Origin of the sequence: Acidovorax soli (genome assembly GCF_014207955.1) — a bacterium.
In the GTDB taxonomy this organism is placed as follows: Bacteria; Pseudomonadota; Gammaproteobacteria; order Burkholderiales; family Burkholderiaceae_C; genus Acidovorax; species Acidovorax soli_A.
Genome location: NZ_JACHLK010000022.1, coordinates 44,798 through 69,400, shown reverse-complemented (window position 1 = coordinate 69,400; position 24,603 = coordinate 44,798). Strand labels below are relative to the sequence as shown.

Sequence of the window (24,603 nt, the reverse complement as noted above, 5' to 3'; positions counted from 1 at the left end):
CTCATGCGGCGGGGCTCTCGGCCGGTGCGCACAGGTGGTCCACCAGCAGGCGCGCCACGCTGGAGAGCGATTCGCCCGAGCGCACGCACAGCACCAGCTGGCGCTGCGCCCAGGGCTCGCTGAGCGTGACCACGCGGATGGGTTGCGTGCCCTTGTACAGCGCCGCGCTGCCGCGCGGCATGACGCCCACGCCCAGGCCGGCCGCCACCATGAGGCACATGGCGTCGTAGCTGGTGACCTGCATGCGCAGGCGCAGCGGCAGCCCGGCCTCGGATGCGGCCTTGGTGAGCTGGTTGTTGATGGCGCTGCCCGGGTGCGCGCCCACGAAGTCGTGCGGCAGTACCTCGGCAAAGCGGGCGGCCTTGCGGCGCGCCAACGGGTGCTCGCGCGGCACCACCAGCACCAGCTCGTCGGTGCGGTAGGGCAGTTGCACCACGCGGTCGCCATAGTGGCCCTGGTTCAGGATGCCCACGTCGGCCGCGTTCTCGGCCACCGACTGGGCGATGGCCGTACTGATCTGCTCCTGCAGGCGCACATCCACCTGCGGGTGCAGGGCCATGAAGCTTTGCAGCTGCGCCGGCAAGAACTGCGTGATGGCCGAGATGTTGGCCACCACGCGCACGTGGCCGCGCACGCCGGCGCCGTAGTCACGCATCTGCGTGGCGATGCCATCGAGGTCGTTGAGCACGCCGCGCGCCAGGTTCAGCAAGGCATAGGCCGCGGCCGTGGGCTCGGTGCCCTTGTTGCTGCGGGTGAACAGGGTGACGCGCAGGGCGTCCTCCAGGTCGGCCAGGCGCCGGCTCACGGCCGACGCGGCCAGGTGCTCGCGCGCGGCGGCGGCGGCGATGGTGCTTTCTTCCATCACGGCAACGAACAGGCGCAGGGAGACGGGGTCGAGCTTCATGCGGCAATGGTACCAACGCTTGCGTTCTGCCATGCCCGTTTGCGATGGTGGATTGTCATAAGAGCGTTTTGCCCGCAGGGCTTCTTTGGCCATCATGCGGGGCAACACAGGCAGGCCTGATTCCGCAGGCCGCGACATTGGAGACAACACGACGATGGGTGCAACACCTACCCCCGCCGCCCTGCAGGGCGTGCGCGTGATCGAGATGGGCCAGCTGATTGCCGGCCCCTTCTGCGGCAAGACGCTGGGCGACTTCGGCGCCGAGGTCATCAAGATCGAGGCCCCCGAAACCGGCGACCCGCTGCGCAACTGGCGCCTCATCAAGGAGGGCACCTCCGTCTGGTGGCAGGTGCAGTCGCGCAACAAGCGCTCGGTGGCGCTGGACCTGCGCCAGAAAGAGGGCCAGGACATCGCGCGCCAGCTGATCGCCGAGGCCGACGTGCTGGTGGAGAACTTCCGCCCCGGCACGCTGGAGGGCTGGGGCATGTCGCCCGAGGAGCTGCACCGCATCAACCCCGGCCTCGTCATGCTGCGCATCTCGGGATACGGGCAGACCGGGCCCTACCGCGACCTGCCGGGCTTTGGTGCCATTGGCGAGGCCATGGGTGGCCTGCGCCACCTGACGGGCGAGCCCGGCCGCGTGCCGGTGCGGGTGGGGGTGTCCATCGGCGACACGCTGGCCGCGCTGCATGGCGCCATCGGTGTGCTCACGGCGCTGTACCACCGCAAGGTCAACGGCGGGCAGGGCCAGGTGATCGACGTGGCGCTGCACGAGGCCGTGTTCAACGTGATGGAAAGCCTGATCCCCGAGTACAGCGCCTTTGGCGCCGTGCGCGAGGCCGCAGGCAGTGCGCTGCCGGGCATTGCCCCGTCCAACGCCTACCCCTGCACCGATGGCTGGGTGCTGGTGGCCGGCAATGGCGACAGCATCTTCAAGCGGCTGATGCAGGCCATTGGCCGGCCCGACCTGGGCGCCGCGCCCGACCTGGCCGACAACGCCGGCCGCGTGGCCCGTGTGGACGAGATCGACGCCGCCATCGGCGCCTGGAGCGCATCGCTCACCGTGCAGCAGGTGCTGGACGCGCTGGGCACGGCCCGGGTGCCCGCCGGCAAGGTCTACACCGCGCGCGACATCGCCGAAGACCCGCACTACCAGGCGCGCGACATGCTGCTCACGCAAGAAACGCGCGACGGCTACAGCGTGCAGGTGCCAGGCATCGTGCCCAAGCTCTCGGCCACGCCGGGCTCCATCCGCAGCAGTGCGCCGCACCTGGGCGACGACACCGACGCGGTGCTGGCCGAGGCGGGCCTCACGGCCCAGCAGATCGCGCTGCTGCGCAGCAAGGGGGTGATCCAATGAGTGCCGCAGTGAATACGTCCGGCGTATGGGCCGGCGCGGGCAGGCGCATCCACATGCAGGAGGTGGGCCTGCGCGACGGCCTGCAGATGGAGAGCGCCTTCGTGCCGACCGAGGACAAGATCGCGCTGGCCAATGCGCTGTCCGACGCCGGCCTGGCCAAGATCGAGGTGACTTCGTTCACCTCGCCCACGGCCATCCCCGCGCTCAAGGATGCCGAGGTGGTGATGCGCGAGATCACGCGCCGCCCCGGCACCGTCTACACCGCCCTGGTGCCCAATGTGCGCGGGGCCGAGCGGGCCATCGAGTCGCGTGCCGACGAACTCAACCTGGTGATGTCGGCCAGCGCCACGCACAACATCGCCAACCTGCGCATGACGCAGGAACATTCGTTCGCCGCGCTGGCCCAGGTGGTGGCCACGGCGCAGGCGGCGCGCGTGGCGGTGAACGTATCGCTGTCGTGCGTATTCGGCTGCCCCATGGAGGGCGAGGTGGCCCCCGAGGCCGTCTTCGGCTGGGTGCAGCGCTTTGTGGACCTGGGCGTGGGCGGTGTCACCCTGTGCGACACCACGGGCATGGCCTACCCCAGGCAGGTGGCGGCCATCACCGCGGCGGCGCGTGCGCGCTGGCCGGGCGTGGAGTTCACCTTGCACTTTCACAACACGCGCGGCATGGGCCTGGCCAATGTGCTGGCGGCCATCGACGCCGGGGCGGACCGGTTCGACGCATCGCTGGGCGGCCTGGGCGGCTGCCCTTATGCGCCAGGGGCCAGCGGCAATGTGTGCAGCGAAGAGATCGTGCATGCGCTGGCCTGCATGGGCTACGAAACCGGTGTGGACCTGGCGGCCCTGGTGGCCGCCGCGCAGCGCTTGCCCGCGCTGATCGGCCACGACATCCCCAGCCAGATCGCCAAGGCTGGGCCGCGCTTGGCGCTGCACCCGGTGCCGGCGGACTTCGGCGCGATCAAGGAGCGGGCGCTGGCGCGCGAGAAGGAGCTGGCGGGAGGCACGCGCACCACATAGCCCCCGTTGCCGTGCTGTTCTGGTTCATTCATTCCAATAAGACGACAGGAGACAAGACCATGAGCGATTCGAGATTCCCTTACCGCATGCCACGCAGGCTGGTGCTCGCCGCGGCGCTGTGCGCCACCGCGTTCACTGCCGCCGCGCAGGACGCGGGCAAGTTCCCCAGCAAGCCCATCACCGTGGTCGTGCCCCAGGCCGCGGGCGGCGCCAACGACGCGATTGCGCGCGTGCTGGCGCAAAGGCTCAGCGAGCAGCTGGGCCAGCCTGTGGTGGTGGACAACCGCCCCGGCGCGGGCGGCAATGTGGGCACGGCCAACACCGCCAAGGCCAAGGCCGACGGCTACACCCTGCTGGTGACGGCCGATAGCGCCCAGGTCATCAACCCCTGGCTGTACAAGAGCACCGGGTTCGATCCGGTCAAGGACTTCGAGCCCGTGGCACCGCTGGCCACGGCCGGCTATGTGCTGGTGGCGCACCCGTCCTTCCCCGCCAAGAACATGGCCGAGCTGATCGCCGTGGCCAAGGCCAACCCGGGCAAGTATTCGATTGCCTCGGCCGGCAACGGCACGCTCAACCATTTGATCGGCGAGATGCTGCAAAAGGCCGCGGGCATCGAGCTGCAGCACATCCCCTACAAGGGCTCGGCGGCGGCAGCCACCGACGTGGTGGGCGGGCAGGTGCCGCTGTCGGTGCAAAGCCTGCCCTCGTCGATCGCCTTCATCAAAGCCGGCAAGCTCAAGGTGCTGGGCGTGGTCAACGAAAAGCGCGTGGCCGCGCTGCCCGATGCGCCCACCATGGGCGAGACCCTGAAGGGCTTTGGCCAGACCCCGTGGTACGGCATGTTCGCCCCCGCCGGCACCCCGAGCGCCGTGGTGGCCCAGCTGCAGGCCGAGGTGGCCAAGGCGCTGGACCACAAGGACGTGGTCGACAAGCTGGCCGCCGTGGGCTGCGAGCCGTTCAAGGGCACATCGGCGCAGCTGGGCACCCTGGTCAAGGACGACCTGGCGCGCTGGCACAAGGTCGTCCAGGAAACGGGCGCGAAGGTGGATTGACCACCTCGCCACCAATTCGTCGCTTCACCATCCATCCATCCATAACTCAGAACGGAGACACATCCCTCATGCAAGCAACCCGCAAACAATTCACCCTGCTGGCCCTGGCCGCGCTGTGCGCCGGCAGCGCCTTCGCGCAAGGTGGCAGCTACCCCGCCAAGCCCGTCACCCTGGTCGTGCCCACGGCCGCCGGTGGCACCACCGACCTGTCGGCCCGCATGCTGGCCCAGGCGCTGGGCCCGGTGCTGGGCCAGTCGGTCATTGCCGACAACAAGGGCGGCGGCAATGGGGCCATTGCGGCCAGCGCCGTCAAGCGCGCCGAGGCCGACGGCTACACCCTGCTCATGCAGTACTCGGGCTACCACGTCATCTCGCCCCACCTCACCAAGCAAAAGCAGTGGGAGCAGACCGACTTCCAGCCCGTGGCCAACGTGATCTCGGCCCCGCAGATCATCGTGGTGCGCAACGACCTGCCGGTGAAGACCCTGGCCGAGCTGGTGGCCTATGCCAAGGCCAACCCCGGCAAGCTCAACTACGCTTCGTCGGGCAATGGCTCGCTGCAGCACGTGACCGGCGCCATGCTGGAGCAGCAGGGCGGCGTGAAGATGGTGCACGTGCCCTACAAGGGCACCGGCCCCGCGCTGCAGGACCTGCTGGGCGGCCAGGTGGACCTGACCTTCGGCACCGCGCCACCCTTCATGCCCCACATCGCCGCCGGCAAGCTGCGCGTGCTGGCCGTGACCGGCAAGGAGCGCCTGCCCAGCCTGCCCGAGGTGCCCACCACGGCCGAGGCCGGCTACCCCAAGGTGGACGCCACCTCCTGGTTCGCTGTGTTCGCCCCGGCCGCCGTGCCCAAGCCCGTGGTCGACAAGCTCACGGCCGACATCCGCACCGTGGTGCAGAGCGCCGCCTTCAAGCAAAAGGCCCAGGAGCAGGGCGCCACGGCCGACTACCAGACGCCGCAGCAGCTGGGCGAGAAAGCCAAGGTGGAGCTGGCCAACTGGGCGACGGTGGTGAAGACCTCCAAGATCGAGGCGGAGTAGGCCCAGGGCCGGGTGGTCAACCCGCCTGCAGGCTCAACCGTTGAGCCTGCAGGGCGCCAACCCCGCAAGGGCCCGCCGTGTGCGGGCCTTTTTCGTTGCGGCGTGCGCTCTGTGTGCCAAACTTTTGTGCGTGATGCGCATCCAAACGACCATGCTGCCACCAACCACCTGTTTCCCCGCGTCGTCGCAATGGTTTGCACGCGGTGCCCTGTGCCTGGCCCTGGCGGCCATTGCCACCGCGGGCATGTTGGCGCCCGTGAAGCAGGCCCATGCCCAGGGCCTGGGCTGCGGCGGCCGCCTGGTGGGTGTGGGCGATTCGCGCGCCAGCCTGGTCATGAAGTGCGGCCAGCCCTTCGCCACCGACACGGTGTGCATCCGTATTCCCCGCGTGCTGTGGACCGTGCCCCTGCACCCGCGCGAGGCGCCCCGCCAGATAGTCACCGAGCAGTGCGAGTACGTGGACGAGTGGACCTACCACCGCGGCCCGGGCAACTTCATGTCGGTGGTGCGGCTGCAGAACGGGGTGGTGGCGCAGATACGGGATGGGGACCGGGTGCCATGACGGGCCGCATCTCAGGCCCCTTGAGCCTTCGACAGGTCGCCGAAGCGCGCCACGTAGTGCCACACCTTCTTGAGCGCCTGCGGGTCGTGCTGCCCTGAGGCCGCGGCCTCGCCGATGGCGGCCGGTGTCAGCACGCCGTGCCGGGCGATCTGCGCACCCAGCGCGGCGATGGCCGAGCCCCGGTAGTCCGCGTGCTGCAGCAAGACTTCCACGTCCAGCCGAAACCCCGCATGCCATTCCACAGGACAGGGCAGTTGGCGTGCCAACTCCTCTAGAGGACTTTCGCGGAAGCATGGATCCAGTACCAGCGCCTCCACATCACGCGCCAGCAGCACGGGGCCATGCACGTGGGCTTCGATGTAGCGGTCCAGCGGGTCGGGCTGGCGGTTCGCTTCGGCCAGCGCAATGAGCGCCGTGGCGTGGTCCACCGTGCCGAAGTGCTGCGGTTCAAACACGCTGTCGGGGTAGCAGAAGGTGGCGCGCTGCAGCACCTCGGGTTTCAGGCGCAGGTAGGCCGAGCCAAAGCGTGGTGCTGCGCCCGTGGGCAGGGCGCGGTGGTTCAGTGCGCCGTACTTGGGTCGCTCGCCGGGGGGCCGCGCCGTCGTACGCACCGCCGAAGATGCGGCTCTCCCACTGCCACCGGTCGCCACCCTCGTGCGCAGTCAGGCCGCCGTTGCTGGTGCGGGTTTCGAACTGGGATTTGTAGCAGCCATCCTCGCGCAAGGCCTGCAGGATGGGCCGGCCCTGGTGCCAGCGGTCGGGGTGGAACTGCAGGGTAATGCGGGCGGCCTTATCCAGCGGCTGTGCACGCTCAACCGTGGTGTTGCGCGCTTTGGCCTCGACCTCCCGCAGCGCGCGGTCCTGCGGTGGGCCCGCGGGGAGGCCGTCAAGCGGTGGTGGGTGGTGGTGCGCCATGTGCGCCGGGCTGTGGCGGTTGTCCGGAGGGGGCCTGCCATACCGTCAGCGCTGCCTGCAGCGCGTCCTCGCATGCATGGTGCACGGCCACATCCCCGCGCGTGGCCGCAATGTGCGCCAGCAGCGCGTGCACGGCGCTGCGCTGCACGGGCGTGCACCAGGCCAGGAAGCGGTTGTCGGCACCATCCCAGGCCAGGTGCGAGAGCAGTTGGTCGGCATACCAGCTGTGGTCGGGCCACACATCGGGCAGCAGGGCAAAGCGGGCGAGGTTGGGGAAGAAGTAGCCAATGCCGTCGGCACTCGAAAACGTGATCGGGTCCCAGCCCGCGTTGCCCAGGTCGCTGCGGCGCAGGGTGGCGCGCGTGCGGGCGCGCAATGTGTCGTCGTGCGTACGGCACTCGTCGCAGTGGCTGCGGTTGGTGAAGTGTGCGGGCTTGCCCACGCCGGCAAAGGCGGCCTCCACCTGGGCCAGAACGGCTTCGTCTGCCTCGGCCTGGGGCCAGGCGTGGGCGCAGTGCAGCAGGTGCGCGACCCAGGCCGTGGCCTCGGCGTCGGTGCACTGGGCAAACCATTTGTACTCGCCCGCGGCCAGGGTTTTGGAGCCATTGGCGAGTGCGCGCACCACGGCCCCGAAGTCGGCATCGGAGGGGGTGAAGGCAATGGTGGTGGCGCCGCAGTGCGGGCAGGGCGTTGTCATGCGCTGGCCTGTGCTGCCCGGTAGTGGGTGCCCAGCGTGTCCGCACAGGGGGCCAGCCATTGGCGCAGGGCGGCGGTGCCGTGCTCGGCGGCGGCCCAGTGTTCGAGGTCGACGGCCAGGCCGTTCGCGCCCAGGTTGGCATGGCGGATGAAGCGCACCGACAGCACCTGCTCCAGCGCCCCTGCCAGGGCCGGGAAGTCCATCAGCGATGGCATGGCGGGCCAGGGGGTCAGGCGCGTGTACTTCATCTGCTGCGAATCGATACTGAAGCGGCCGCCCGGCCGCCACTGGGCCATGAACAGGCCGTCGTGCCGGCGCAGCGTGGCGCACCACAGGCCGTAGCTGGGGATGGCGATGTCCAGTTGCAGGTCTGCGGGCTGGAGCGCCTTGCGCCGGTAGAACCAGTGGTTCATGGGCACCGTGGAAAGCTGCAGGTTCACCACCCAGGGTGCGCCCAACTGCTCTGCCATGCCCACATGCGAGGCCCAGGCCTGCATGGCCATCTCGTCCTCGGCGGATGTGGTGGTGCCCATGCCGGGGCGGGATCAGGGCGCGTAGGTCACGCTGGCCAGCCCCTGCAGGTCGGCCGTGGGCGAGGCCGAGGTGGTCAGGCTGTAGAGCACGCGCTTGGTACTGTCAGGCGCGGCCCATTCGTAGGCGATGGTGTGGGCCGTGCCGTTCTGCGGGCTGGCCGATTTCGAGTCCTGCACCTGGCGGGCCACCATGGGCACGGGCGCCTCGGTCGCCATTTTCTTGAACCAGGCCAGGGTCTGCGGAACGCCCACGCGGCGCGCGTACACCGCGCACAGGTTCTGGCCGTCGGGGATGGCGACCACGAAGCTGCCATGCGGGTCCGGCACCGGCCAGACCTTGCCGGGCTGGCCCTGCAGGAAGTAGTTGGCCTTGTCGGCCGGCATGGTGGGCAGCGGTGCCAGCTTGGTGCGCAGCGCACCCAGGTTGGACGCGTACTTCGCGCAGGTGGTGGCGAAGATGTTGGCAAACGATTCGGCTTGCTGGGCGGGCGTGCTGGCGCTGGCGGCTGCGCCGCCTGGGGTGCTGGGGTTGGCGGGCGCTGCAGGCTTGGTGGTGCTCTGCGCATAGGCCTGGGCAGACAGCGCAAGCACAGCGGCAGTGGCCGCAAGCAGGGGGCGGGCCCGGAGGGCCTGGAAGAGGGCGGGCTTCATCATCATCATGGGGGCTGGATCTACGATGGTGCGTACAGAACCCCTCATTGTGCCAAAGCACACCTGCAGGCAGGCCGGACGCTCCGCCTGGCGCAAGAAGAGGCCGCTTGCCGCGCCCCCAAAGAAAAAAATCTACCGGCATCGCTGACGGTAGATGGCATGTGTTGTTGTTGCTGCAGCAGCGCCCCGCACCGTGCCATCGCTGGCCCGGGTCTGCGGCCGGCGGGCCGGCAGTTGCCTGCCAGCCCGCGGACGCAAGCGCTTCTTTCTCCCAGGTTTCCCACTCTTTCTTTTGCTTACGATTCTAGGAGTGCAGGGCGCGGCTGAAGAGCCCCCAAATGGGTGATGTGCGCTTTGTGCTATGAACCTGCCATGGCATCCACCGCAACCCCCTGGACCCTGTATGGCGCCCCCGCCTCCGGCTCGATCGCGGTGGAGGCCGCGCTGACGCTGCTGGGCATTCCCTATGCCCTGGTCGATGGCGCGACCTGGGCCGACCCCGCCGCGCGCGAGCGCGTGGCGCCGGTGAACCCGCTGCGCCAGATTCCCACCGTGGTGCTGCCCGGTGGCGAGGTCATGACCGAAAGCGCCGCCATCCTGGTCCACCTGGCCGATCTGCACCCCGAGGCGCGCCTGGCGCCGGCGCTGGATGACCCCCGGCGCAGCCAGTACCTGCGGTGGATGGTGTATGTCTCATCGGCCATTTAGAGTGGCTAACACGACCTCTCAACAAACCGCGAGCAGATGATAGCTGCGGCCAATTTCAGCAGCCGCTCGGAGGATGTCCAGTCGCCGCTCAAAGTGAATGCGCAGCTTTCCAAAGCCGGCAAACCAGGCATGGGTTCTCCCCACTGCCCAGCGATGCTTGCCCAAGCGCTTGCTGCTCTCTATGCCCCGCCTGGCAATCCTGCGTGATATGCCGCAGCTGCGCAGGTGCGCTCTGCATTTGGCGTAGTCATAGCTCTTGTCAGCGTACAGTTTGGCGGGCCAACACCTGGGCCTGCCGCGCAATCCCCGCACTTCCGGTAGGGCATCAATGCACTGGTCGAACATCATGCAGTCGTGCAAGTTGGCGCCACTGACCAGCACTACCAACGGGATGCCCCGGGCGTCTACGACGATGTGTCGCTTGGAGCCAAGCTTGCCTCTGTCCGTGGGGGTGGACCCTGTTTCCTGGCCCCCCGGGGGCTTGGTACCGAGGAGCCATCAATGCTGGCCCAGCTCCAATCGATCTGGTCCTGTTCACGCAAGCGAGTCAGCATGGCCTGATGCAACTGCTCCCAGACACCAGCGGCGTTCCAGTCGCGCAGGCGTCGCCAGCAGGTCATGCCGCTACCGTATCCCAGGGATTGGGGGCGGTCTTCCCATGGAATGCCTGTTTGCAAAACGAACAGGATGCCGTTGAGGGCGGCTTCATCGCTCACTGCGAGCTTGCAAGCACCGCCTTTGGCGGATGGCACGAAGGCTGGAATCAGGGGTTGTAGCTGCCGTCACAGTTCTTTGCTAACGCGTCGTCGTGCCATGAGGGCAGCGGGCATGGCTGCTCTGCGGAGGCCTCGGAGGAAGTGGTGTTAGCGACTCTAAGGCCGCGAAATCCACGACAGCGATCAGGTGCAGATCGCCAGCACATCGGATCCGACGTTTTTTGGGACTTCCCTAACGCACGCACGTCCTGGCGCGCATTTGGCCGTCGTGCGTCAGTTGAGCCGAGTGCTCCAGGTCGCGACTGTTCCAGCTGAAGCAGTCGCCCAGCCCTTCGACGGGAATGCCGAGTTGTTCGAAATGCGATGTTCGCCAAAGCGCGCCGAGGGGACTTGCATGAACTGGAAGATGCGCGCGGGCTTGCCGCGCCCGCGCCCGTGCGCGCGCAGCGCCAGACCAAAGGCCGCCGTGCCCTTGCCCTTGCCGTCGCCGGTGTGCACCAGCACCAAGCCGCGGCGCTCGCCCTGGGGTTCGTCGTAGCGGGCTTCGGTGGGCGGCACTCCATCTGCATGGAGTTTGTTCGTCAGTGTGCATCGGGGTGATATCGTCGTAGCCTACAGTTACCAACACCGCACAGTAGACGCGAACGCAGCGCACGATTCGCCCCGCGCATTCATCCATCCCTATCAGTTCTTGACCATGCCGACCAACTCCATCCCCGCCATCGCCACAAAGACCGATGCAGTAGGCATCCTCCGCAAGGAAGCCGCCTTCATCGACACCAACGTTGACCACTACCATACTCTGGTGGCTGGGGTGCGGTCGGGGGTTGAAGTGGTGCTGCTGGACGGCAGCCGCGACGGGCTGACGCAGATGGCCGAATGGGCGCACACGCACAGCGGCTACGACGCCATCCATGTGCTCAGCCATGGCTTCGAGGGCGGCATATTCCTGGGCAGCAGCCGTGTCAACGTCGACACTCTAGACGGCAATACGGGCTTGCTGACGACCATTGGCACCAGCCTGAACAGTGGCGGTGACATCCTGCTGTATGGCTGCGACGTGTCGAAAGGAGCGGGCCAGCCTTTTGCCGACCGGCTGGCGGCATTGACGGGTGCCGACGTGGCCACCTCGACCAACGGCACCGGCGCTGCGGCCCTGGGCGGCGACTGGCATTTGGAGCAGCATACCGGCGCGATCGAGGCCGCGACCGTGCTGACGGTCCCAGGCCAACAGGACTGGAACGGCCTGCTGATAGCCACCACGCTGGCAGCAGGCGACATCGCGATCCTCGGACTGAATGCCGACGACACCGCGGGCTCGCAGCGCTGGGCCTTCGTGGCGATGCGCGACATCGGCGCCGGCACCATCATCCACTTCACCGACGCCAGTTACGACGGCAGCATCTCGGCGGCCTCCAATCGGTTCTACACCTCGGGCAACAACGAGGGTTTCATGACCTGGACGGTGGGGGCCGACATCACCGCCGGCTCGCTGTTCATCGTGACCAACAACGGTAGCGGCAATGCCTCGATGACGGACAAGGACCTCAATGCCGTCACCGGCTTGAGCGGCTCGTTAGGCACCAGCACGAACACGGCCTTCCTCGGTACCGGCGACCAGATCTTCGCCTACCAGGGCACCTCCGGCACCACGGTCGGCGCCACGTTTATCTACGGCATCAACACCGGCCAGAACGGTACCAACTACACCAACGGTTCGTGGATCAGCACCGGATCCATCACCGGTCAGCAGTTCTCCTATATCCCGGACGGCCTGACCAACGGCACCTCGGCGATCGCGCTGACGTCCAACAGCCTGACGGGCAGCTCCAGCGCCAGCGGTACGTTCGGCTTCGACAACATGAAGTACAACGGCATCACCACCGGCACCAAGGCGGACCTGCTGGCCGCCGTCGGCAATGCTACGAACTGGGTGGGCGACAACACCACACCCTATACCCACGCGGGGATCGGCAACTTTACGATCAATGGTACGCCCACCGTCACTGGCATCACCTCCAGCACCGCCAACGGCAGCTACAAGGTCGGCGACACGATTGCCATCCAGATCAGCTTCAGTGAAGCCGTCACCGTCAACTCCGCCGGCGGCACGCCGCAGCTGACGCTGGAGACGGGTACGACCGACCGCCTGGCCAGCTACGCCACGGGCACAGGCACCAGCACGCTGACTTTCAACTACACCGTGCAGGCCGGCGACACGAGCGGCGACCTGGACTACTGGGGCACCACCGCCCTGGCGCTGAACAACGGCAGCATCACCGCCACCAGCAGCGGACTGGCAGCCACGCTCACCCTGCCCACGCCTGGCGCAGCGGGCTCGCTGGGCGCCAACAAGGCCATCGTCGTCGACACCACGCCGCCGTCTGCACCGAGCGTGCCCGACCTGCAGCCCGCATCGGATAGCGGCCTGAACACCGACAACATCACCAACGCCACCACGCCGACCTTCAGCGGCACGGCCGAGGCGGGCAGCAGCGTCACCCTGTACGCCAACGGCAGCACGGTGCTGGGTACGGCCACGGCCACCGGTGGCAACTGGAGCATCACCGCCAACCCGGCCCTGGTGCAGGGCACGCACACCATCAGCGCCCAGGCCACGGACGCGGCGGGCAACGTGGGCGCCATGTCCGGCAACCTGTCGGTGACCATCGACACGGCGGCGCCCACCGGGCTGGGGCTGAGCAGCACCTCTGTCGCCGTGTCCTCCACGGGCAGCAACGCGGCAATAGCCACTGTCTCGGCCACTGATAACCAAGCCATCACCTACGCCTTGGCCACGGGCAATGGCACGAACGATTTGAACAACGGCAGCTTCAACATCAGCGGCACGGATCTGCGCACCAGCAGCGCGCTGAGCGCCGGCACCTACAAGATCTACCTGTCGGCCACCGACGTGGCGGGCAATGTGAGCTACTCGGCCCAGACCATCACCGTGGCCTCTGGCCCCACGGTGACCGACGCCAATATCAGCATCTCTGGTGCCTCGGGGACCGGCGGTGCCTACAAGGCTGGAGACACCGTCACCGCCACCTGGGACAACACCGCTGCTGGTGACAACGCCAGCGGCGTCACTGGCGTCACAGTGGACTTCTCGGCCTTTGGCGGCGGCTCGGCCGTGACAGCCGTGAACTCCAGTGGCACCTGGACCGCCTCCTACACCATCGCAGCCGGTTCCATCGACGCGACCAACCGCAACGTGAGCGTCACCGCCACCAACGGCAACGGCCCCACCACCACGGCAGACACCACCAACTCCACGGTGGACAACGTCGCCCCTGCGGTCACCGCGTCCAATATCGGTCTCTCGGGCGCCACGGGCTCCGGCGGTACCTACAAGGTTGGCGACACCGTCACAGCCACCTGGAACAACACGGCAGCCGGCGACAACAACAGCGACACCCTCAGCAGCGTCACGGTGGACTTCTCTGCTTTCGGCGGCGGCTCGGCCGTTGCTGCCACCAACAGTAGCGGGGCCTGGACGGCCACCTACCTCATCGCCGCCGGCACCATCGATGCCACGGGCGCCAACGTCAACGTCACGGCCACCGACAACGCGGGCAATACGACCTCCCGCGCCGGCACGGCCAACGCCACCGTGGACACGCAAGCGCCCGTGGTGACCGATGCCAACCTGTCCATCAGCGGCGGCGCGGGCGGCGTGTTCAAGGCGGGCGACAACGTCACCGCCACCTGGAACAACACCGCAGCTGGCGACAACAACAGCGACACCCTGGGCAGCGTCACCTTCGACTTCTCGGCCTTTGGCGGCGGCACCGCGGTGGCCGCCAGCAACACCGCAGGGGTTTGGAGCGCCACCTACACCATCACGGCCGGCGCGCTCAGTGCCGGCAACCGCAACATCAGCGCCACCGTCACCGACAACGCGGGCAACACCACCACCAGGGCAGACACCAGCAACGCCACCGTGGACAACAGCGTGCCCGCGGTGACGGGCGTGACCTCCTCCACCGTCAACGGCGCCTACAAGGCGGGGGCCACGGTCAGCATCCAGGTGGCGTTTGGTGAAAACGTCACCGTCACCGGCACGCCCACCCTGGCGCTGAACAATGGCGCCAGCGCGGTCTACACCGCGGGCAGCGGCAGCGGCACGCTGACCTTCACCTACACCATCGCCGCCGGCCAGAACAGCGCAGACCTGGACTACGCCAGCACCAGCGCGCTGGCGCTGGCGGGCGGTAGCATCCGTGACGCGGCGGGCAACGACGCCGTGCTGACCCTGCCCGCGCCCGGCGCGGCCGGCTCGCTGGGCGCCAACAAGAACATCGTGGTGGACACGACCGCGCCCACGGCGCAGATCGCCTCGCTGGCGTTCTCCAACGACACGGGCGGCAGCAACACCGATCTGGTGGCCAACAGCGGCACGCAGACGCTCAACGGCACGTTGAACAGCATCTTCGCCCTAAACGAGCGGGTGGAAGTCTCCCTGAACAACGGCACTACCTGGGTCGATGCCACCGCGGCCGAGGGCGGCCTGGCCTGGAGCCTGAGCGGCCAGACGCTCTCGGGCAGCGGCACCCTCAAGGTGCGCGTGAGCGACGCGGCCGGCAACCACGGCCCCGAGCTCAGCCGCGACTACACCATCGACACCACAGCGCCCACCTTCAACCCGGCGGGCGCCACCCCCGCAGACAATGCCGCCAGCGCGGCCACCACCGGCGCCATCGTGCTGCCGTTCAGCGAGGCGCTCGATGCCACCCCCACCACGGGCAGCGTGCTCACCAGTGTGCAACTGCGCGACGTGGCCACCAACACAGTAGTGCCCGCCACCGTCACCATCAACGGCAGCGGGCAGCTCGTGATCACGCCCACGGCCGCCCTGGCTGCCTCCACCGCCTACTACGTCAACTGGGGTGCCAATGCCCTCAAGGACCTGGCGGGCAACAGCGTGGCCGCCGTGGCCGACCAGACCACCTACAACTTCACCACGGCGGCAGCACCCTCGGACGGTGGAGGAAGCACGCCCCCACCCGGCCAGAGCACCGTGGACGGCACCACGGTACAGACCGGCACCACCACCAACAGCAACGGCACCACGACGACCACCACCACTGTGGCCCCCGTGCCGGCCACCCGCCCCGAAGACCCCAACACCCCCAACAGCCAACTGGCCGACATCCCCCTGGCCACGGCCGGTGGCGAGACCGTGCTGCAGATCGGCCTGCCCGTGGGCGTCGGTGTTTCCTCAGAAGAGACCACGGGCGCCAACCTCACACTGCGCGACAAACTCATCGGCGCCAGCCAGCCCCTCTCGCTGCCGGCCGACTTCACCCAACTGCTACAGACCGGCATCGACACCTTCGTGCCCGGCGTGCAGGACCAGAGCCAGGTCACGGTACGCACCCTCACCCTGAGCGTGGCGCCAGGAACCGTACCCGGCCAGCCCATCACCATCACCGGTGCCAACGGCACGGGTGAGAGCGACACGGCCCACCCCGCACGGCAGGAGGCCCTGGTCATCGACGCACGCCAGATGCCCAGCGGCACCGTCCTCAAATTCGACAAGGTCGAATTCGCCATCGTCATCGGAGCCGTGCGCATCGTGGGCGGCGAAGGCGCCAACTTCGTCGTGGGCGACAGCGCCGCCCAATTCATCGTGCTCGGCCCCGACGACGACGTGCTGCGCGGCGGTGGCGGCGGCGACGTCATCGGCAGCCACGGCGGCAACGACAAACTCTACGGCGACGACGGCAATGACACCCTGGTGGGAGGCATCGGCGACGACCACCTGGAAGGCGGCGCCGGCAACGACGTGCTCATCGGCGGCGCAGCCGACACCGGTACCTGGCAGTTTGCCCTCCGCACGGATGGCCAGATCCACGCCAGCTACAACGCCAAGGAAGCAGCCCTGAGCGACCTGGTGCAGGGCAGCATCGTCGGCAACTGGCAAGGCGGCGTACCCATCGACCCGCGCCTGGCCCTGGTCTACAACCAGGACTACGGCCGGCTGGAGACCACGGCCCTGCTGTTCCAGGGCCTCACGGGCCAACTGCCCACTCTGGACTTCCAGAACTTCCTGTCTAGCCCCGAATGGACCAAGGCGAACCTGCTGCAAGGCGCCTGGAACTGGTACGAAAGCACCTTGCCCGCCAACCTCACCACAGCAGACAAGGCCAAGGCCCTGATCACCCAGACCGTGGGTGCCAGCATGGCCACAGCGCAGAACGTGCAGATCGCCGTGGACTACCTGGCCCAGGGCGGCACCTGGACTGGCGCGCTGGACTTTTTGATTCACCTGCCGCAGGTGAAAAACGCTATCACGACCCAGACCTCCACGGGCCCATTGCTCAACCTGATCCAGGCAGGCACCATTGCCGAAACCGGCTGGAGCTTTGACAGCGGCAACGACACCCTGCTGGGCGGAGCGGGCAACGACGTGCTGATCGGCGGCGGCGGCAACGACCTGCTCGATGGCGGCGAAGGCACCGACATGGCCGTGTACGTGGGCCAAGTACAGCACTACGGCTTCAAGCTGCAGACCAACGCCAGCACAGGCCAGGCGGAAGTGCTGGTGCGCATACTGGCCAGCGGCGAGGTGGACACGCTGCGCAGTGTGGAACTGCTGCAGGTGGGCGGGCAGTCCTACCGCATCGACACCACCGGGCTGCAGCAGGGCGTGGACTACACGCTGGCAGGACATGTGCAGTTGGTGGGGGCGGCGGAACTGGCGTTGGCCGTTCTCCCAGCATTTTGAGCTGGTTTTGTTCGTCGGCATTATGTCTGCAAGGCTTGACTTGAGCTCCTGAGGCGGCGGGGCATTACCAGCCGGATTACCAGGCAAGGGATAAATTGCAACGAACGGCTGGGCGGGCACCGCAGGGTGGTCGAGAGGAAGCGCGGATAGTTTGCAGACTTGGGCGAACTGCGAACTGCGAACTGCGAATTGGCTTTGAACGTCTTTTGTACATACACGAAGCGCTGCTGAAATTGGCCGCAGCTATCATCTGCTCGCGGTTTGTTGAGAGGTCGTGTTAGCCACTCTTATTCTCTGCACTGGAGCAAGCCCGACGTGGCACGCATCGGCGCGCCACCGGCCGCGCGCGACGATGTGGTCCATGCCGTGCACGAGCGCATCGCCTTCTGCTGGGCCCATATGGACAGCCGGTTGAGCCCGGGGTCCTACCTGCTGGGCGACGCATTGACGGTGCTGGACCTGTATGTCACCGTCGTGTCGCGCTTCGGCCCCTGGCGCGCGCGCTTCTGCGAGGTGGCGCCGCGCATGGCCCCGGTGGTGCGCCGGGTGGACAATGAGCCCCGGCTGCAGGCATTCTGGCGCGAGCGCTTTGCGCTGGAGTGAACCCTGTGCATCCATCCGAACCCTCTTGACCTTGCCGGAGCCCCCTGCCGCCATGCTGAGCTACATCACCCTGGGCGCGAACGACATGCGCGCGTCCGAGCGCTTCTACACCGCCCTGCTGGTGCCGCTGGGCTACCGCAAGCAGGTTGATCCCGAAGGCCTGACCTTTGCGCTGCCGGCCCCGGGGGGCGGCAGCGGCCCCTGCGTCGTCTACGTCAAGCCACCGTTCGATGGCCGGCCCGCCACGGTGGGCAACGGCTCGATGACCGCGTTTCGCACCGGCTCGCACGACAGCGTGCGCCAGGTGCACGCGGCAGCGATTGCCGCAGGCGGCAGCGACGAGGGCGCGCCCGGCTTTCGCGCGGCCTACAGCAAGGACTTCTTTGTTGCCTATGTCCGCGATCCGGTGGGGAACAAGATTGCGCTTTTCTGCAATGACCCGGCTGCTGTTCAGGGCTGAGCCTGCGGCTGCACCTGGCGCCGTTCTGCGGATCAGGGGCACCCGCCAGGCCCGCCGCGCCGCCGATGACCAGGCGGCCTGCTCATCGATGGCGGGCCGCGAGGCCAGCCGCTGGATGTCCACGCCAATTCCTGCCAGCCGCAGACAGCGGCTTGCCATAACCAGACAGTGCGCCACCTGAAGTCCACCTAGATTTGGCTTGCGCCAGCGGGGCCCGGATCCGGGCCTGCCGGGCCAACCCAGAACCACCAAGGAGACTTCATGACACAAGCCAGAACCACCACAGCGCTGGACGCGGTGCTTGCCCAGACGACGCAGCGCCGCGGCGGCGCACCGGGCGTCGTTGCAATGGCCACCGACCGCGATGGCAACTTCTACGAGGGGGCCGCCGGAACCCGCGAGCTGGGCCGGGATGCGCCCATGACCACGGATTCCGTCTTCGCGCTGTTCTCGACCACCAAGGCACTCACCGCCACCTGCGTGATGCAGCTGGTCGAAGAGGGGCGGATCCGGCTCGACGAGCCGGCTGGCAAGTACGTGCCCGAGATCGACCAGATCCAGGTGCTGGACGGCTTTGACGCGAGCGGCCTGCCGCGCACCCGCGCGCCCCGGCGGCCGATCACGGTCAACGACCTGATGCTGCACACCTCGGGCCTGTGCTATGAATTCTTCAGCGCCGATGACCTGCGGTTCCGCAATGCCCGCAACATCCCGAGCGTGGTGGGGTGCAGCTTCGACGCGATCCGCTCGGTGCTGCTGCACGAGCCTGGGCAGGCCTGGACCTACGGGGTCAACATCGACTGGCTGGGCCGCATCGTCGAGGCGCAGCGTGGCAAGCGCCTGGGGGCCGTCATGTCCGAGCGCATCTTCGGCCCGCTGGGAATGCAGGACATCGGCTTTGGCCTGAGCGAGTCCATGCGCGGGCGGCGCGTGACCATCCACGACCGCGCCGAGGACGGCCAGCTGACGCCGCTGCCCGAGCTGGTGCTGCCCGACCCGCCGCCGATGGACATGGGAGGCCATGGGCTGTATGGCACGGTGGGCGAGTACATGAAGTTCATCCGCATGGTTCTCAACAACGGGGACGGCCCGCATGGCCGTGTGCTGCAGGCCAAGACCGTGGAGGCCATGGGGACGGACGGGCTGGCTGCGATGGGGCTGTCGGCCGGTGGCTGGACCACGTCCATTCCCGCCTTCAGCAACTCTGGCGAGTTCTTTGCCGGCACGCCCAAGGGCTGGGCCTACAGCTTCATGACCAACCGCGAGCGCACGCCTTCGGGCAGGCCGGCAAACTCCCTGATGTGGGCGGGCCTGGCCAACTGCTTTTACTGGATCGACCGAACGAGCGGTATCGGCGGGTACTGGGCGACGCAGATACTGCCTTTCCAGGACGCCGCGTCCTACCCCGGTTTTGTCGAGTTCGAGTCGGCCATCTATCATGGCCGGTGAGCCGCCACCGGCGTGCATGTTGCGAGGAGCCCGCTGGTATGGAAGCGATCCGCCAAGTCCTGATCACCGATGCCACGGGCGCGCCGAGCACGCGGCACCGCCTGATGGCGGCATCGGCCGACTGGGACGAGGTGCAGCACTGGTGCCGGCAGGTCTACATGCCCTACAACGTGGCCCCGATGGGGGGCGTGCGCAAGCCGCAGTCGATCCTCGACGCCATCCAGATCGGGCACATGACGCTGAGCCGGTTCAGCTATGGTGTGCCGGTGCACCTGACGGAGTTCTCGTCCGACGCCGGCTGCGGCATGGTTTTGACGACGCTGCGCGGAGCGATACGCCACTGGTCGGGTGGCCGCGCGTATGCCGACACGGGCGTGGGCGAGGCGTTTGCGGTGGACAACTCGCGCACCCACTACTGGCTGGACGCCGACGCGCAGCACCTGCAGCTGAACCTCACCTTCCAGCACGATGCGATGGCGGGCCTGTACGAGCGCTGGTTCGGCAGGCCGGCGGACGAACGCATGTGGGCCTGCAAGTTCCGCTTCGGAGGTGCCCAGTCGAGCTGGATCCACCTGCTGTCCTACGTGTGCCGCTGCATCACCGAGATGCCCGATGCCGTGGAGAACGGGCCGCTGGGCCGCCACCTCGAAGAAATGATCGGGCTGCACCTGCTGACCCTGTGGCGCGAGCAGCTGGAACGGCCCCAGGCGCCGACGCTGCACCGCATGGCCCCTAGGCAGGTGCTGCTGGCAGAGCAGCATATCCGGGACCATGCCCGTGAGGCGCCGACCCTGAGCGAGCTGGCGCGCTGCGCCGGCGTCAGCGTGCGGACCTTGAACGCCGCCTTTCGCGAGTACCGCCAATGCACGCCCATGCAGGCGGTGCGGGAGGCCCGGCTCAACGGTGTCCGCGCAGAACTGCTGGCCGCCCCCGAGGGCACGCGTGTGCGCGACGTGGCCGAGGCCTGGGGCTACGCCCACCTGGGCATGTTTGCGGCCAGCTACCGCGCGCGGTTCGGGGAGCCGCCTTCGGCCTCCCTGGGGCGGTTTTGACCTGCTTCGGGCCTGCCAGGCCGGCGGTCATTGCGGCCCGCAGTCGTAGTGCAGCGCCACGATGTCCGACCCGGGCAGCCGGCGCTGGCCGCGCAGCGCCCAGGATTGCTGCACCAGTCCAGGCTCGAAGGTGGGCACGCCCCCGCCCAGCAGCACATTGGCCATCAGCAGATGCAGTTCGTCAACGAGGCCGTGCGCCAGCAGGTCGCAGTACAGCAGGTGGCTGCCGTAGATCAGCAGGTCCGGGCCGGGCGCGGCCTTGAGCTTGCGGATGTGCGCATGGGCCTGGGCGCGGGAGACCACGGTGGTGCTGCCGGCCCAGGGCGCATCGGGGCGCAGGCGCAGACGGTCGCTGACGATGAGCTTGCGCGCGGCCTCCACACGCTCGGCGATCTCGCGCTGCACCGGGTCGCTGGCAGGGCTGCGGTCCACCTGGGGCCAGTAGCCCTCGAACATGGGGTAGGTGGTGGCGCCAAACAGCAGGGTGCCCGCGCGGCGCAGGCAGTCGAGGTTGTGGGCATCGAAGGCGGTGCCGTCCATGGGCAGGCCGGCGAGCGTGCCGCCGGGGCCGGCGCAGTAGCCGTCGAGGGAGCTGAGGATGCTGACGATGAGTTGGGCCATGGGACAAATCTCCTGGGGGCGGGGGTGCACGCGCCCGGCCTGTCCGGGGCGTGTCACTCCTTTGGAGACAGGCCGTGCCGCCAACTCATCGGTCCGGCCGTGATTTTTTTCACTCCAGTTCTTCGGGCATGCCAAAGCGCCGGCAGACCGTGGGGTCGATGAAGCTGTCGATGGATTCGATACATCCCCCGCGCAGGCGCAGCAGCACCACACCGCCGGGGCGAAAGCGGTCGTCGCCGGCCTGCTGCAGGAAGCAGGCAAAGCCCGGCTGGCCGTTGCCGTGCAGGGGCTGCAGGCGCCAGGGGGTCTGGAACACACGTTCGGCAAAGAAGGCCAGCACCATGGGGCGGCCGCTGAACCAGGAGGGCAGGGGCGGCATGGTGAAGCGCGCGTCTTCGGCCAGCAGGCCGGCCATGGCGGCAATGTCACGGCGCTCCCAGGCGACGACGAAACGCGCGAGCAGGTCTTCGAGCCCCGGCGCCGCAGGCGGGGGCGTCTGCAGCAGCTGCGCGGCCGGCATGCGCTGGCGCACCGTGGCCTGCGCGCGCTGCAACGCGCTGTTGACCGAGGCGACCGAGGTGCCCAGCAACTCGGCCGCTTCGGCGGCCGAATACTCCAGCACCTCGCGCAGCAGCAGCACGGCACGCTGGGTGCCGGGCAGGTGCTGCAGCGCGGCCACAAAGGCCAGGGCCACATGCTCGCGCCGCTGCAGCGCGGCGGCCGGGTCCTCGGGGCTGGCGGCTGCCCATTCTGCGTCGGGCAGGGGTTCGAGCCACACCGGGCCGGCCACCGGCTCGCCCAACTCGGCCGTGAACTGCAGGGGGGGCGCGTGGTCCGCTGAGGTGAGGCGCTGCGGGCGCTGTGCGATCAGGCGCAGGCAGACATGGGTGGCAATGCGGTAGAGCCAGGTGCCCAGGGCGCTGCGCGCCTCGAAGCCGGCCAGGCCGCGCCAGGCGGCGAGCAGTGTCTCCTGCAGGGCGTCGTCGGCATCAAAGGGTGAGCCCAGCAGGCGGTAGCAGTGGGTGTGCAGCGCGCGGCGGTGCGGCGCCACCAGCCGGTCGAAGGCGGCCGTGTCTCCGGCCTGGGCGCGCGCCAGGTACCCGGTGGAGAGATCAGGGCGTGCCGCAGGCGCTGGCATGGCGCATCGGGCGCGGTCCGGCCCCGGGGCCTCAGGCCGTGTCGGCCTCCAGCTGCACGTTCCAGGCCTCCACGATCTCGGCCAGCTTGGGGCTGCGTTTGGTGCCGATCTGCAGGCCCTGCGAGATGGCCGCGACGATGTGCTTGGCCCCCGGGTCCATGCTGGGGCTGATCTCGACCGACTCCAGCACATCCTTGGCCCGCAGCAGCAGCACCCCCGCCTCGGCCAGCAGATCGTTCTTCTCCGACGCGAAAAAATCGTTGCCCATGGGCTTGTGCTTGTCCAGCCGCGCCTTGATGGTGTCCGAGAAGAAATCGGGAATCGCCTTGTGCACGTTCAAGAAGAACTTCTCGTTGGCCTGCAGGGAGCTCAGCGTGTGCCGGTAGCGGGTGGGCAGGTGCGGCGCGTAGGTGCGGATGGCCTCGGCCAGCTCCTGCTGCGCGCCCACCCGGGCGGCCACGCCCGTGGGGGCCTCAAACACCTCCTTGAGCAGCGCCAGCTTGGCCTCCGACGCGTGCAGGGCGGTGCGCACCTGGGACAGGTGCTGCTCGTAGCGCAGCCGCACGAAGTTCGAACCCTCCCGGAGTTCGTACAGTTTCCAGCCGAGCGCACCGTAGCCCGCCAGGGCCGCGATGATCAGGATGAGCACGAATAGATCTGTTGCCATGGGTGTGCCGCAGGAAGGAAAGAGGGAGAAAGAAGGGCGAGACGGGGGAAACCCCGCCAAGCATACCGCTTGCGCCGCCGGGCGCCCATGCGGGCATTCCATGGCCCTGGCGGGCCCCGATGGCTTTCAGCCCCCCCGCAGCTCGGTCTTGCGCTCGATCACCCGCGACACCAGCCCGTAGTCCACCGCCTCCTGGGCCGAGAGCCAGTGGTCGCGCTCGATGTCGGCCAGCACCTGCTCCAGCGGCTTGCCGGTCTCGCGCGCGATGGTGCGGGCGATGCGCTCGCGCGCTTTGACGATCTCGCGCGCCTGCACGGCGATGTCGGTGGCCTGGCCACCCGCACCGCCACTGGGCTGGTGGATCAGAAAGCGCGTATTGGGCAGGCAGTAGCGCCGCTCGCGCGGGGCCGCAAGGTACAAATGGGTGGCGGCGCTGCCGACCCAGCCGGTGCCGATCATGTTCACCGGCGCGGCGATGAAGCGCACCACGTCGTGGATGGCGTCGCCCGATTCGAGGTGGCCGCCGGGCGAGCTCACGATGATGTCGATGGGCTCGGGGCCCTCGGCATCGAGCGCGATGAGGCGGCGCGTGACGTCGGCGGCCGTCACATCGGTCACGGTGCCGAAGATCAGCAGGGTGCGCGCCTTGAAGGCTTTTTCCTCCAGGTAGGAGGTGCGGGGCTCGGTGGCGCTGGAGGGTGGGGCAGGGGTGTCGTCTGCGGCGTAGTACATGGAGAAACAGTCCTTCAATGTGGAATGGGAAGAACTGCCTTGACGAACGGGGCCCGGGTTTCGTGACAGGCCCCTGCAGAGTGTGCCCCACCGTGGCAAGATGGCTGGCATGCACGATGACCGCCACCTGTTGCCCCTGACCGATCACGGCGCCCGCCGCCGCCTGGTGCGTGCGGCCGCGCGCCTGCTGGGGCCCAGCGAAGCCGAGGACGCCGTGCAGGACGCCCTGGTGCGCGCGCTGGAGTCCGAGGCCGGCCTGGGCGACCTGAATGCCGCGCACGCTTGGCTGCACACCGTGGTGCGGCACCAGGCCATCGACCGGCTGCGGCGGCGCCAGTGGATGGAATCGTGGGTGGCCCAACTGAACGAGACCAGCGACGCCGGGCTGGCATCCACACCCTCTGCCGAGTCCGACGCCGCACAGGCCCAGCAGGCTGAGCGCGCCCTGCGGGCCCTTGCCGCACGACTGGCGCCCGCGGACGGGGCTGCCGTGCTGCTGTACGAGGTTTTCGAGGCCAGCCATGCCGAACTGGCCCAGGCCGGCGGCAAGACCGAGGCCGGCAGCCGCCAGCAAATGCGCCGGGCGCTGCTGCGCTTGAGGCAGGCGGGGCCGGAGGGCGTCGTGCGGGAGACCGAAGCGGGTGGACGCGACGAAAGCGCTACCTTTGGCGTCTACCTGCAGGCGCTGCAATTGCGCGACCCGCAGGCCTTGTGGGCCATGCTGGGCCAGCCGCCGGTGCGTGCGGTGGCGCAGGCCGCATCCGTCAAAGGCGTCCCGGTGGCGCCGCGTGCGGCCGCTACTGCCACCACCTGCGGCATCGTGCAGGTGGGTGGGCAACTGGGTCTGGTGCTCACGCTCGATGGGGTGCGGCTGTGCGTGTTGCCGCTGGGTGTGCGCCCTGTGTGTGGGCTGGATCTGGAGCCTGTGGCGGTGTAGTTGCGTCGGTAGAGAGAACAGGCTCCAGCCCTGGGCGGGCGGTTGCAG

Annotated in this window: 20 protein-coding genes and 4 pseudogenes; 13 read left to right on the top strand and 11 right to left on the bottom strand. The window is 68.4% G+C overall.

Features of this window, described 5'->3' with window-relative positions; genetic code table 11:
• Position 1 precedes the first annotated feature (1 nt).
• A complete protein-coding gene (locus HNP48_RS32130; protein WP_184865101.1) occupies positions 2 to 904 on the bottom strand; it encodes a LysR family transcriptional regulator in 903 nt (300 codons plus the stop codon).
• Between the two features lie 154 nt (positions 905 to 1,058).
• On the opposite strand from HNP48_RS32130, the gene HNP48_RS32125 reads away from it, so the two are divergent.
• The 5 genes from HNP48_RS32125 (at position 1,059) to HNP48_RS32105 (ending at position 5,943) form a co-directional block, all read left to right on the top strand.
• Complete coding sequence (locus tag HNP48_RS32125; protein ID WP_184865099.1) at positions 1,059 to 2,264, top strand: CaiB/BaiF CoA-transferase family protein; 1,206 nt, start codon at positions 1,059 to 1,061, stop codon at positions 2,262 to 2,264.
• Positions 2,261 to 3,283, top strand: a complete 1,023-nt coding sequence (locus tag HNP48_RS32120; protein ID WP_184865097.1) for a hydroxymethylglutaryl-CoA lyase — start codon at positions 2,261 to 2,263, stop codon at positions 3,281 to 3,283. Before HNP48_RS32125 ends, HNP48_RS32120 begins: the two co-directional genes overlap by 4 nt.
• Before the next feature lie 59 nt (positions 3,284 to 3,342).
• Positions 3,343 to 4,338 carry a tripartite tricarboxylate transporter substrate binding protein gene (locus tag HNP48_RS32115; protein ID WP_184865094.1) on the top strand — a complete coding sequence of 332 codons (996 nt, stop codon included), beginning with the start codon at positions 3,343 to 3,345 and terminating at the stop codon, positions 4,336 to 4,338.
• Between the two features lie 68 nt (positions 4,339 to 4,406).
• On the top strand, positions 4,407 to 5,381 hold the full coding sequence (locus tag HNP48_RS32110) for a tripartite tricarboxylate transporter substrate binding protein (RefSeq protein WP_184865092.1): 975 nt from the start codon (positions 4,407 to 4,409) through the stop codon (positions 5,379 to 5,381).
• 151 nt (positions 5,382 to 5,532) lie between these two features.
• Positions 5,533 to 5,943, top strand: a complete 411-nt coding sequence (locus HNP48_RS32105; RefSeq protein WP_184865090.1) for a DUF2845 domain-containing protein — start codon at positions 5,533 to 5,535, stop codon at positions 5,941 to 5,943.
• An 11-nt stretch (positions 5,944 to 5,954) separates the two neighbouring features.
• Here HNP48_RS32105 and HNP48_RS32100 read toward each other — a convergent pair.
• The 4 genes and pseudogenes from HNP48_RS32100 to HNP48_RS32085 form a co-directional block, all read right to left on the bottom strand.
• Positions 5,955 to 6,858: pseudogene (locus HNP48_RS32100) on the bottom strand (DUF3626 domain-containing protein).
• The gene (locus tag HNP48_RS32095) at positions 6,830 to 7,555 is read right to left on the bottom strand and encodes a hypothetical protein (protein ID WP_184865088.1); all 726 of its coding nucleotides are present in this window, start codon (positions 7,553 to 7,555) and stop codon (positions 6,830 to 6,832) included. The pseudogene HNP48_RS32100 and the gene HNP48_RS32095 overlap by 29 nt, the downstream one beginning before the upstream one ends.
• Positions 7,552 to 8,088, bottom strand: a complete 537-nt coding sequence (locus HNP48_RS32090) for a hypothetical protein (RefSeq protein WP_184865086.1) — start codon at positions 8,086 to 8,088, stop codon at positions 7,552 to 7,554. Before HNP48_RS32090 ends, HNP48_RS32095 begins: the two co-directional genes overlap by 4 nt.
• Positions 8,089 to 8,100: 12 nt before the next feature.
• Complete coding sequence (locus HNP48_RS32085) at positions 8,101 to 8,739, bottom strand: NMCC_0638 family (lipo)protein (RefSeq protein WP_221480429.1); 639 nt, start codon at positions 8,737 to 8,739, stop codon at positions 8,101 to 8,103.
• Between the two features lie 372 nt (positions 8,740 to 9,111).
• On the opposite strand from HNP48_RS32085, the gene HNP48_RS32080 reads away from it, so the two are divergent.
• Complete coding sequence (locus HNP48_RS32080) at positions 9,112 to 9,447, top strand: glutathione S-transferase N-terminal domain-containing protein (protein WP_260420455.1); 336 nt, start codon at positions 9,112 to 9,114, stop codon at positions 9,445 to 9,447.
• A 5-nt stretch (positions 9,448 to 9,452) separates the two neighbouring features.
• Here the strand turns inward: HNP48_RS32080 and HNP48_RS32075 are convergent.
• Both HNP48_RS32075 and HNP48_RS32070 read right to left on the bottom strand, forming a co-directional pair.
• Positions 9,453 to 10,214 (bottom strand): annotated as a pseudogene (locus HNP48_RS32075) (IS5 family transposase).
• Positions 10,215 to 10,401: 187 nt separating this feature from the next.
• A pseudogene (locus HNP48_RS32070) lies at positions 10,402 to 10,721 on the bottom strand (cob(I)yrinic acid a,c-diamide adenosyltransferase); the annotation flags it as partial.
• Between the two features lie 139 nt (positions 10,722 to 10,860).
• Here HNP48_RS32070 and HNP48_RS35565 point away from each other — a divergent pair.
• The 6 genes and pseudogenes from HNP48_RS35565 to HNP48_RS32020 all read left to right on the top strand — a co-directional run bounded on the left by HNP48_RS35565 (position 10,861) and on the right by HNP48_RS32020 (position 20,460).
• Positions 10,861 to 16,896, top strand: a complete 6,036-nt coding sequence (locus tag HNP48_RS35565; RefSeq protein WP_260420454.1) for a DUF4347 domain-containing protein — start codon at positions 10,861 to 10,863, stop codon at positions 16,894 to 16,896.
• A gap of 48 nt (positions 16,897 to 16,944) precedes the next feature.
• Positions 16,945 to 17,177 (top strand): annotated as a pseudogene (locus tag HNP48_RS32040) (IS5/IS1182 family transposase); the annotation flags it as partial.
• A 34-nt stretch (positions 17,178 to 17,211) separates the two neighbouring features.
• Positions 17,212 to 17,499 (top strand): glutathione S-transferase family protein, encoded by a 288-nt coding sequence (locus tag HNP48_RS32035; protein ID WP_221480428.1) that lies wholly within the window; start codon positions 17,212 to 17,214, stop codon positions 17,497 to 17,499.
• Positions 17,500 to 17,530: 31 nt separating this feature from the next.
• Positions 17,531 to 17,959 (top strand): VOC family protein, encoded by a 429-nt coding sequence (locus HNP48_RS32030; RefSeq protein WP_260420453.1) that lies wholly within the window; start codon positions 17,531 to 17,533, stop codon positions 17,957 to 17,959.
• Positions 17,960 to 18,220: 261 nt separating this feature from the next.
• Positions 18,221 to 19,408 (top strand): serine hydrolase, encoded by a 1,188-nt coding sequence (locus tag HNP48_RS32025; protein ID WP_184865082.1) that lies wholly within the window; start codon positions 18,221 to 18,223, stop codon positions 19,406 to 19,408.
• 38 nt (positions 19,409 to 19,446) lie between these two features.
• Positions 19,447 to 20,460, top strand: a complete 1,014-nt coding sequence (locus HNP48_RS32020; RefSeq protein ID WP_184865080.1) for a helix-turn-helix transcriptional regulator — start codon at positions 19,447 to 19,449, stop codon at positions 20,458 to 20,460.
• 27 nt (positions 20,461 to 20,487) lie between these two features.
• On the opposite strand, the gene HNP48_RS32015 is transcribed toward HNP48_RS32020, so the two are convergent.
• The 4 genes from HNP48_RS32015 to HNP48_RS32000 all read right to left on the bottom strand — a co-directional run bounded on the left by HNP48_RS32015 (position 20,488) and on the right by HNP48_RS32000 (position 23,618).
• Positions 20,488 to 21,081 carry a dihydrofolate reductase family protein gene (locus HNP48_RS32015; RefSeq protein WP_184865078.1) on the bottom strand — a complete coding sequence of 198 codons (594 nt, stop codon included), beginning with the start codon at positions 21,079 to 21,081 and terminating at the stop codon, positions 20,488 to 20,490.
• Positions 21,082 to 21,190: 109 nt separating this feature from the next.
• On the bottom strand, positions 21,191 to 22,219 hold the full coding sequence (locus HNP48_RS32010) for an RNA polymerase subunit sigma-70 (RefSeq protein ID WP_184865076.1): 1,029 nt from the start codon (positions 22,217 to 22,219) through the stop codon (positions 21,191 to 21,193).
• A gap of 31 nt (positions 22,220 to 22,250) precedes the next feature.
• A complete protein-coding gene (locus HNP48_RS32005; protein WP_184865073.1) occupies positions 22,251 to 22,886 on the bottom strand; it encodes a hypothetical protein in 636 nt (211 codons plus the stop codon).
• A 126-nt stretch (positions 22,887 to 23,012) separates the two neighbouring features.
• Positions 23,013 to 23,618, bottom strand: a complete 606-nt coding sequence (locus tag HNP48_RS32000; RefSeq protein ID WP_184865070.1) for an ATP-dependent Clp protease proteolytic subunit — start codon at positions 23,616 to 23,618, stop codon at positions 23,013 to 23,015.
• 109 nt (positions 23,619 to 23,727) lie between these two features.
• Between HNP48_RS32000 and HNP48_RS31995 the strand changes: the two genes are divergently transcribed.
• On the top strand, positions 23,728 to 24,555 hold the full coding sequence (locus HNP48_RS31995; RefSeq protein WP_184865068.1) for an RNA polymerase sigma factor: 828 nt from the start codon (positions 23,728 to 23,730) through the stop codon (positions 24,553 to 24,555).
• Positions 24,556 to 24,603 lie beyond the last annotated feature (48 nt).

What these genes read in the sequence shown, in the direction of transcription:
- HNP48_RS32130 (WP_184865101.1), bottom strand. Translation starts at nt 904, where the DNA reads ATGAAGCTCGACCCCGTCTCCCTGCGCCTGTTCGTTGCCGTGATGGAA.
- HNP48_RS32125 (WP_184865099.1), top strand. Translation starts at nt 1,059, where the DNA reads ATGGGTGCAACACCTACCCCCGCCGCCCTGCAGGGCGTGCGCGTGATC.
- HNP48_RS32120 (WP_184865097.1), top strand. Translation starts at nt 2,261, where the DNA reads ATGAGTGCCGCAGTGAATACGTCCGGCGTATGGGCCGGCGCGGGCAGG.
- HNP48_RS32115 (WP_184865094.1), top strand. Translation starts at nt 3,343, where the DNA reads ATGAGCGATTCGAGATTCCCTTACCGCATGCCACGCAGGCTGGTGCTC.
- HNP48_RS32110 (WP_184865092.1), top strand. Translation starts at nt 4,407, where the DNA reads ATGCAAGCAACCCGCAAACAATTCACCCTGCTGGCCCTGGCCGCGCTG.
- HNP48_RS32105 (WP_184865090.1), top strand. Translation starts at nt 5,533, where the DNA reads ATGCTGCCACCAACCACCTGTTTCCCCGCGTCGTCGCAATGGTTTGCA.
- HNP48_RS32095 (WP_184865088.1), bottom strand. Translation starts at nt 7,555, where the DNA reads ATGACAACGCCCTGCCCGCACTGCGGCGCCACCACCATTGCCTTCACC.
- HNP48_RS32090 (WP_184865086.1), bottom strand. Translation starts at nt 8,088, where the DNA reads ATGGGCACCACCACATCCGCCGAGGACGAGATGGCCATGCAGGCCTGG.
- HNP48_RS32085 (WP_221480429.1), bottom strand. Translation starts at nt 8,739, where the DNA reads ATGAAGCCCGCCCTCTTCCAGGCCCTCCGGGCCCGCCCCCTGCTTGCG.
- HNP48_RS32080 (WP_260420455.1), top strand. Translation starts at nt 9,112, where the DNA reads ATGGCATCCACCGCAACCCCCTGGACCCTGTATGGCGCCCCCGCCTCC.
- HNP48_RS35565 (WP_260420454.1), top strand. Translation starts at nt 10,861, where the DNA reads ATGCCGACCAACTCCATCCCCGCCATCGCCACAAAGACCGATGCAGTA.
- HNP48_RS32025 (WP_184865082.1), top strand. Translation starts at nt 18,221, where the DNA reads ATGACACAAGCCAGAACCACCACAGCGCTGGACGCGGTGCTTGCCCAG.
- HNP48_RS32020 (WP_184865080.1), top strand. Translation starts at nt 19,447, where the DNA reads ATGGAAGCGATCCGCCAAGTCCTGATCACCGATGCCACGGGCGCGCCG.
- HNP48_RS32015 (WP_184865078.1), bottom strand. Translation starts at nt 21,081, where the DNA reads ATGGCCCAACTCATCGTCAGCATCCTCAGCTCCCTCGACGGCTACTGC.
- HNP48_RS32010 (WP_184865076.1), bottom strand. Translation starts at nt 22,219, where the DNA reads ATGCCAGCGCCTGCGGCACGCCCTGATCTCTCCACCGGGTACCTGGCG.
- HNP48_RS32005 (WP_184865073.1), bottom strand. Translation starts at nt 22,886, where the DNA reads ATGGCAACAGATCTATTCGTGCTCATCCTGATCATCGCGGCCCTGGCG.
- HNP48_RS32000 (WP_184865070.1), bottom strand. Translation starts at nt 23,618, where the DNA reads ATGTACTACGCCGCAGACGACACCCCTGCCCCACCCTCCAGCGCCACC.
- HNP48_RS31995 (WP_184865068.1), top strand. Translation starts at nt 23,728, where the DNA reads ATGCACGATGACCGCCACCTGTTGCCCCTGACCGATCACGGCGCCCGC.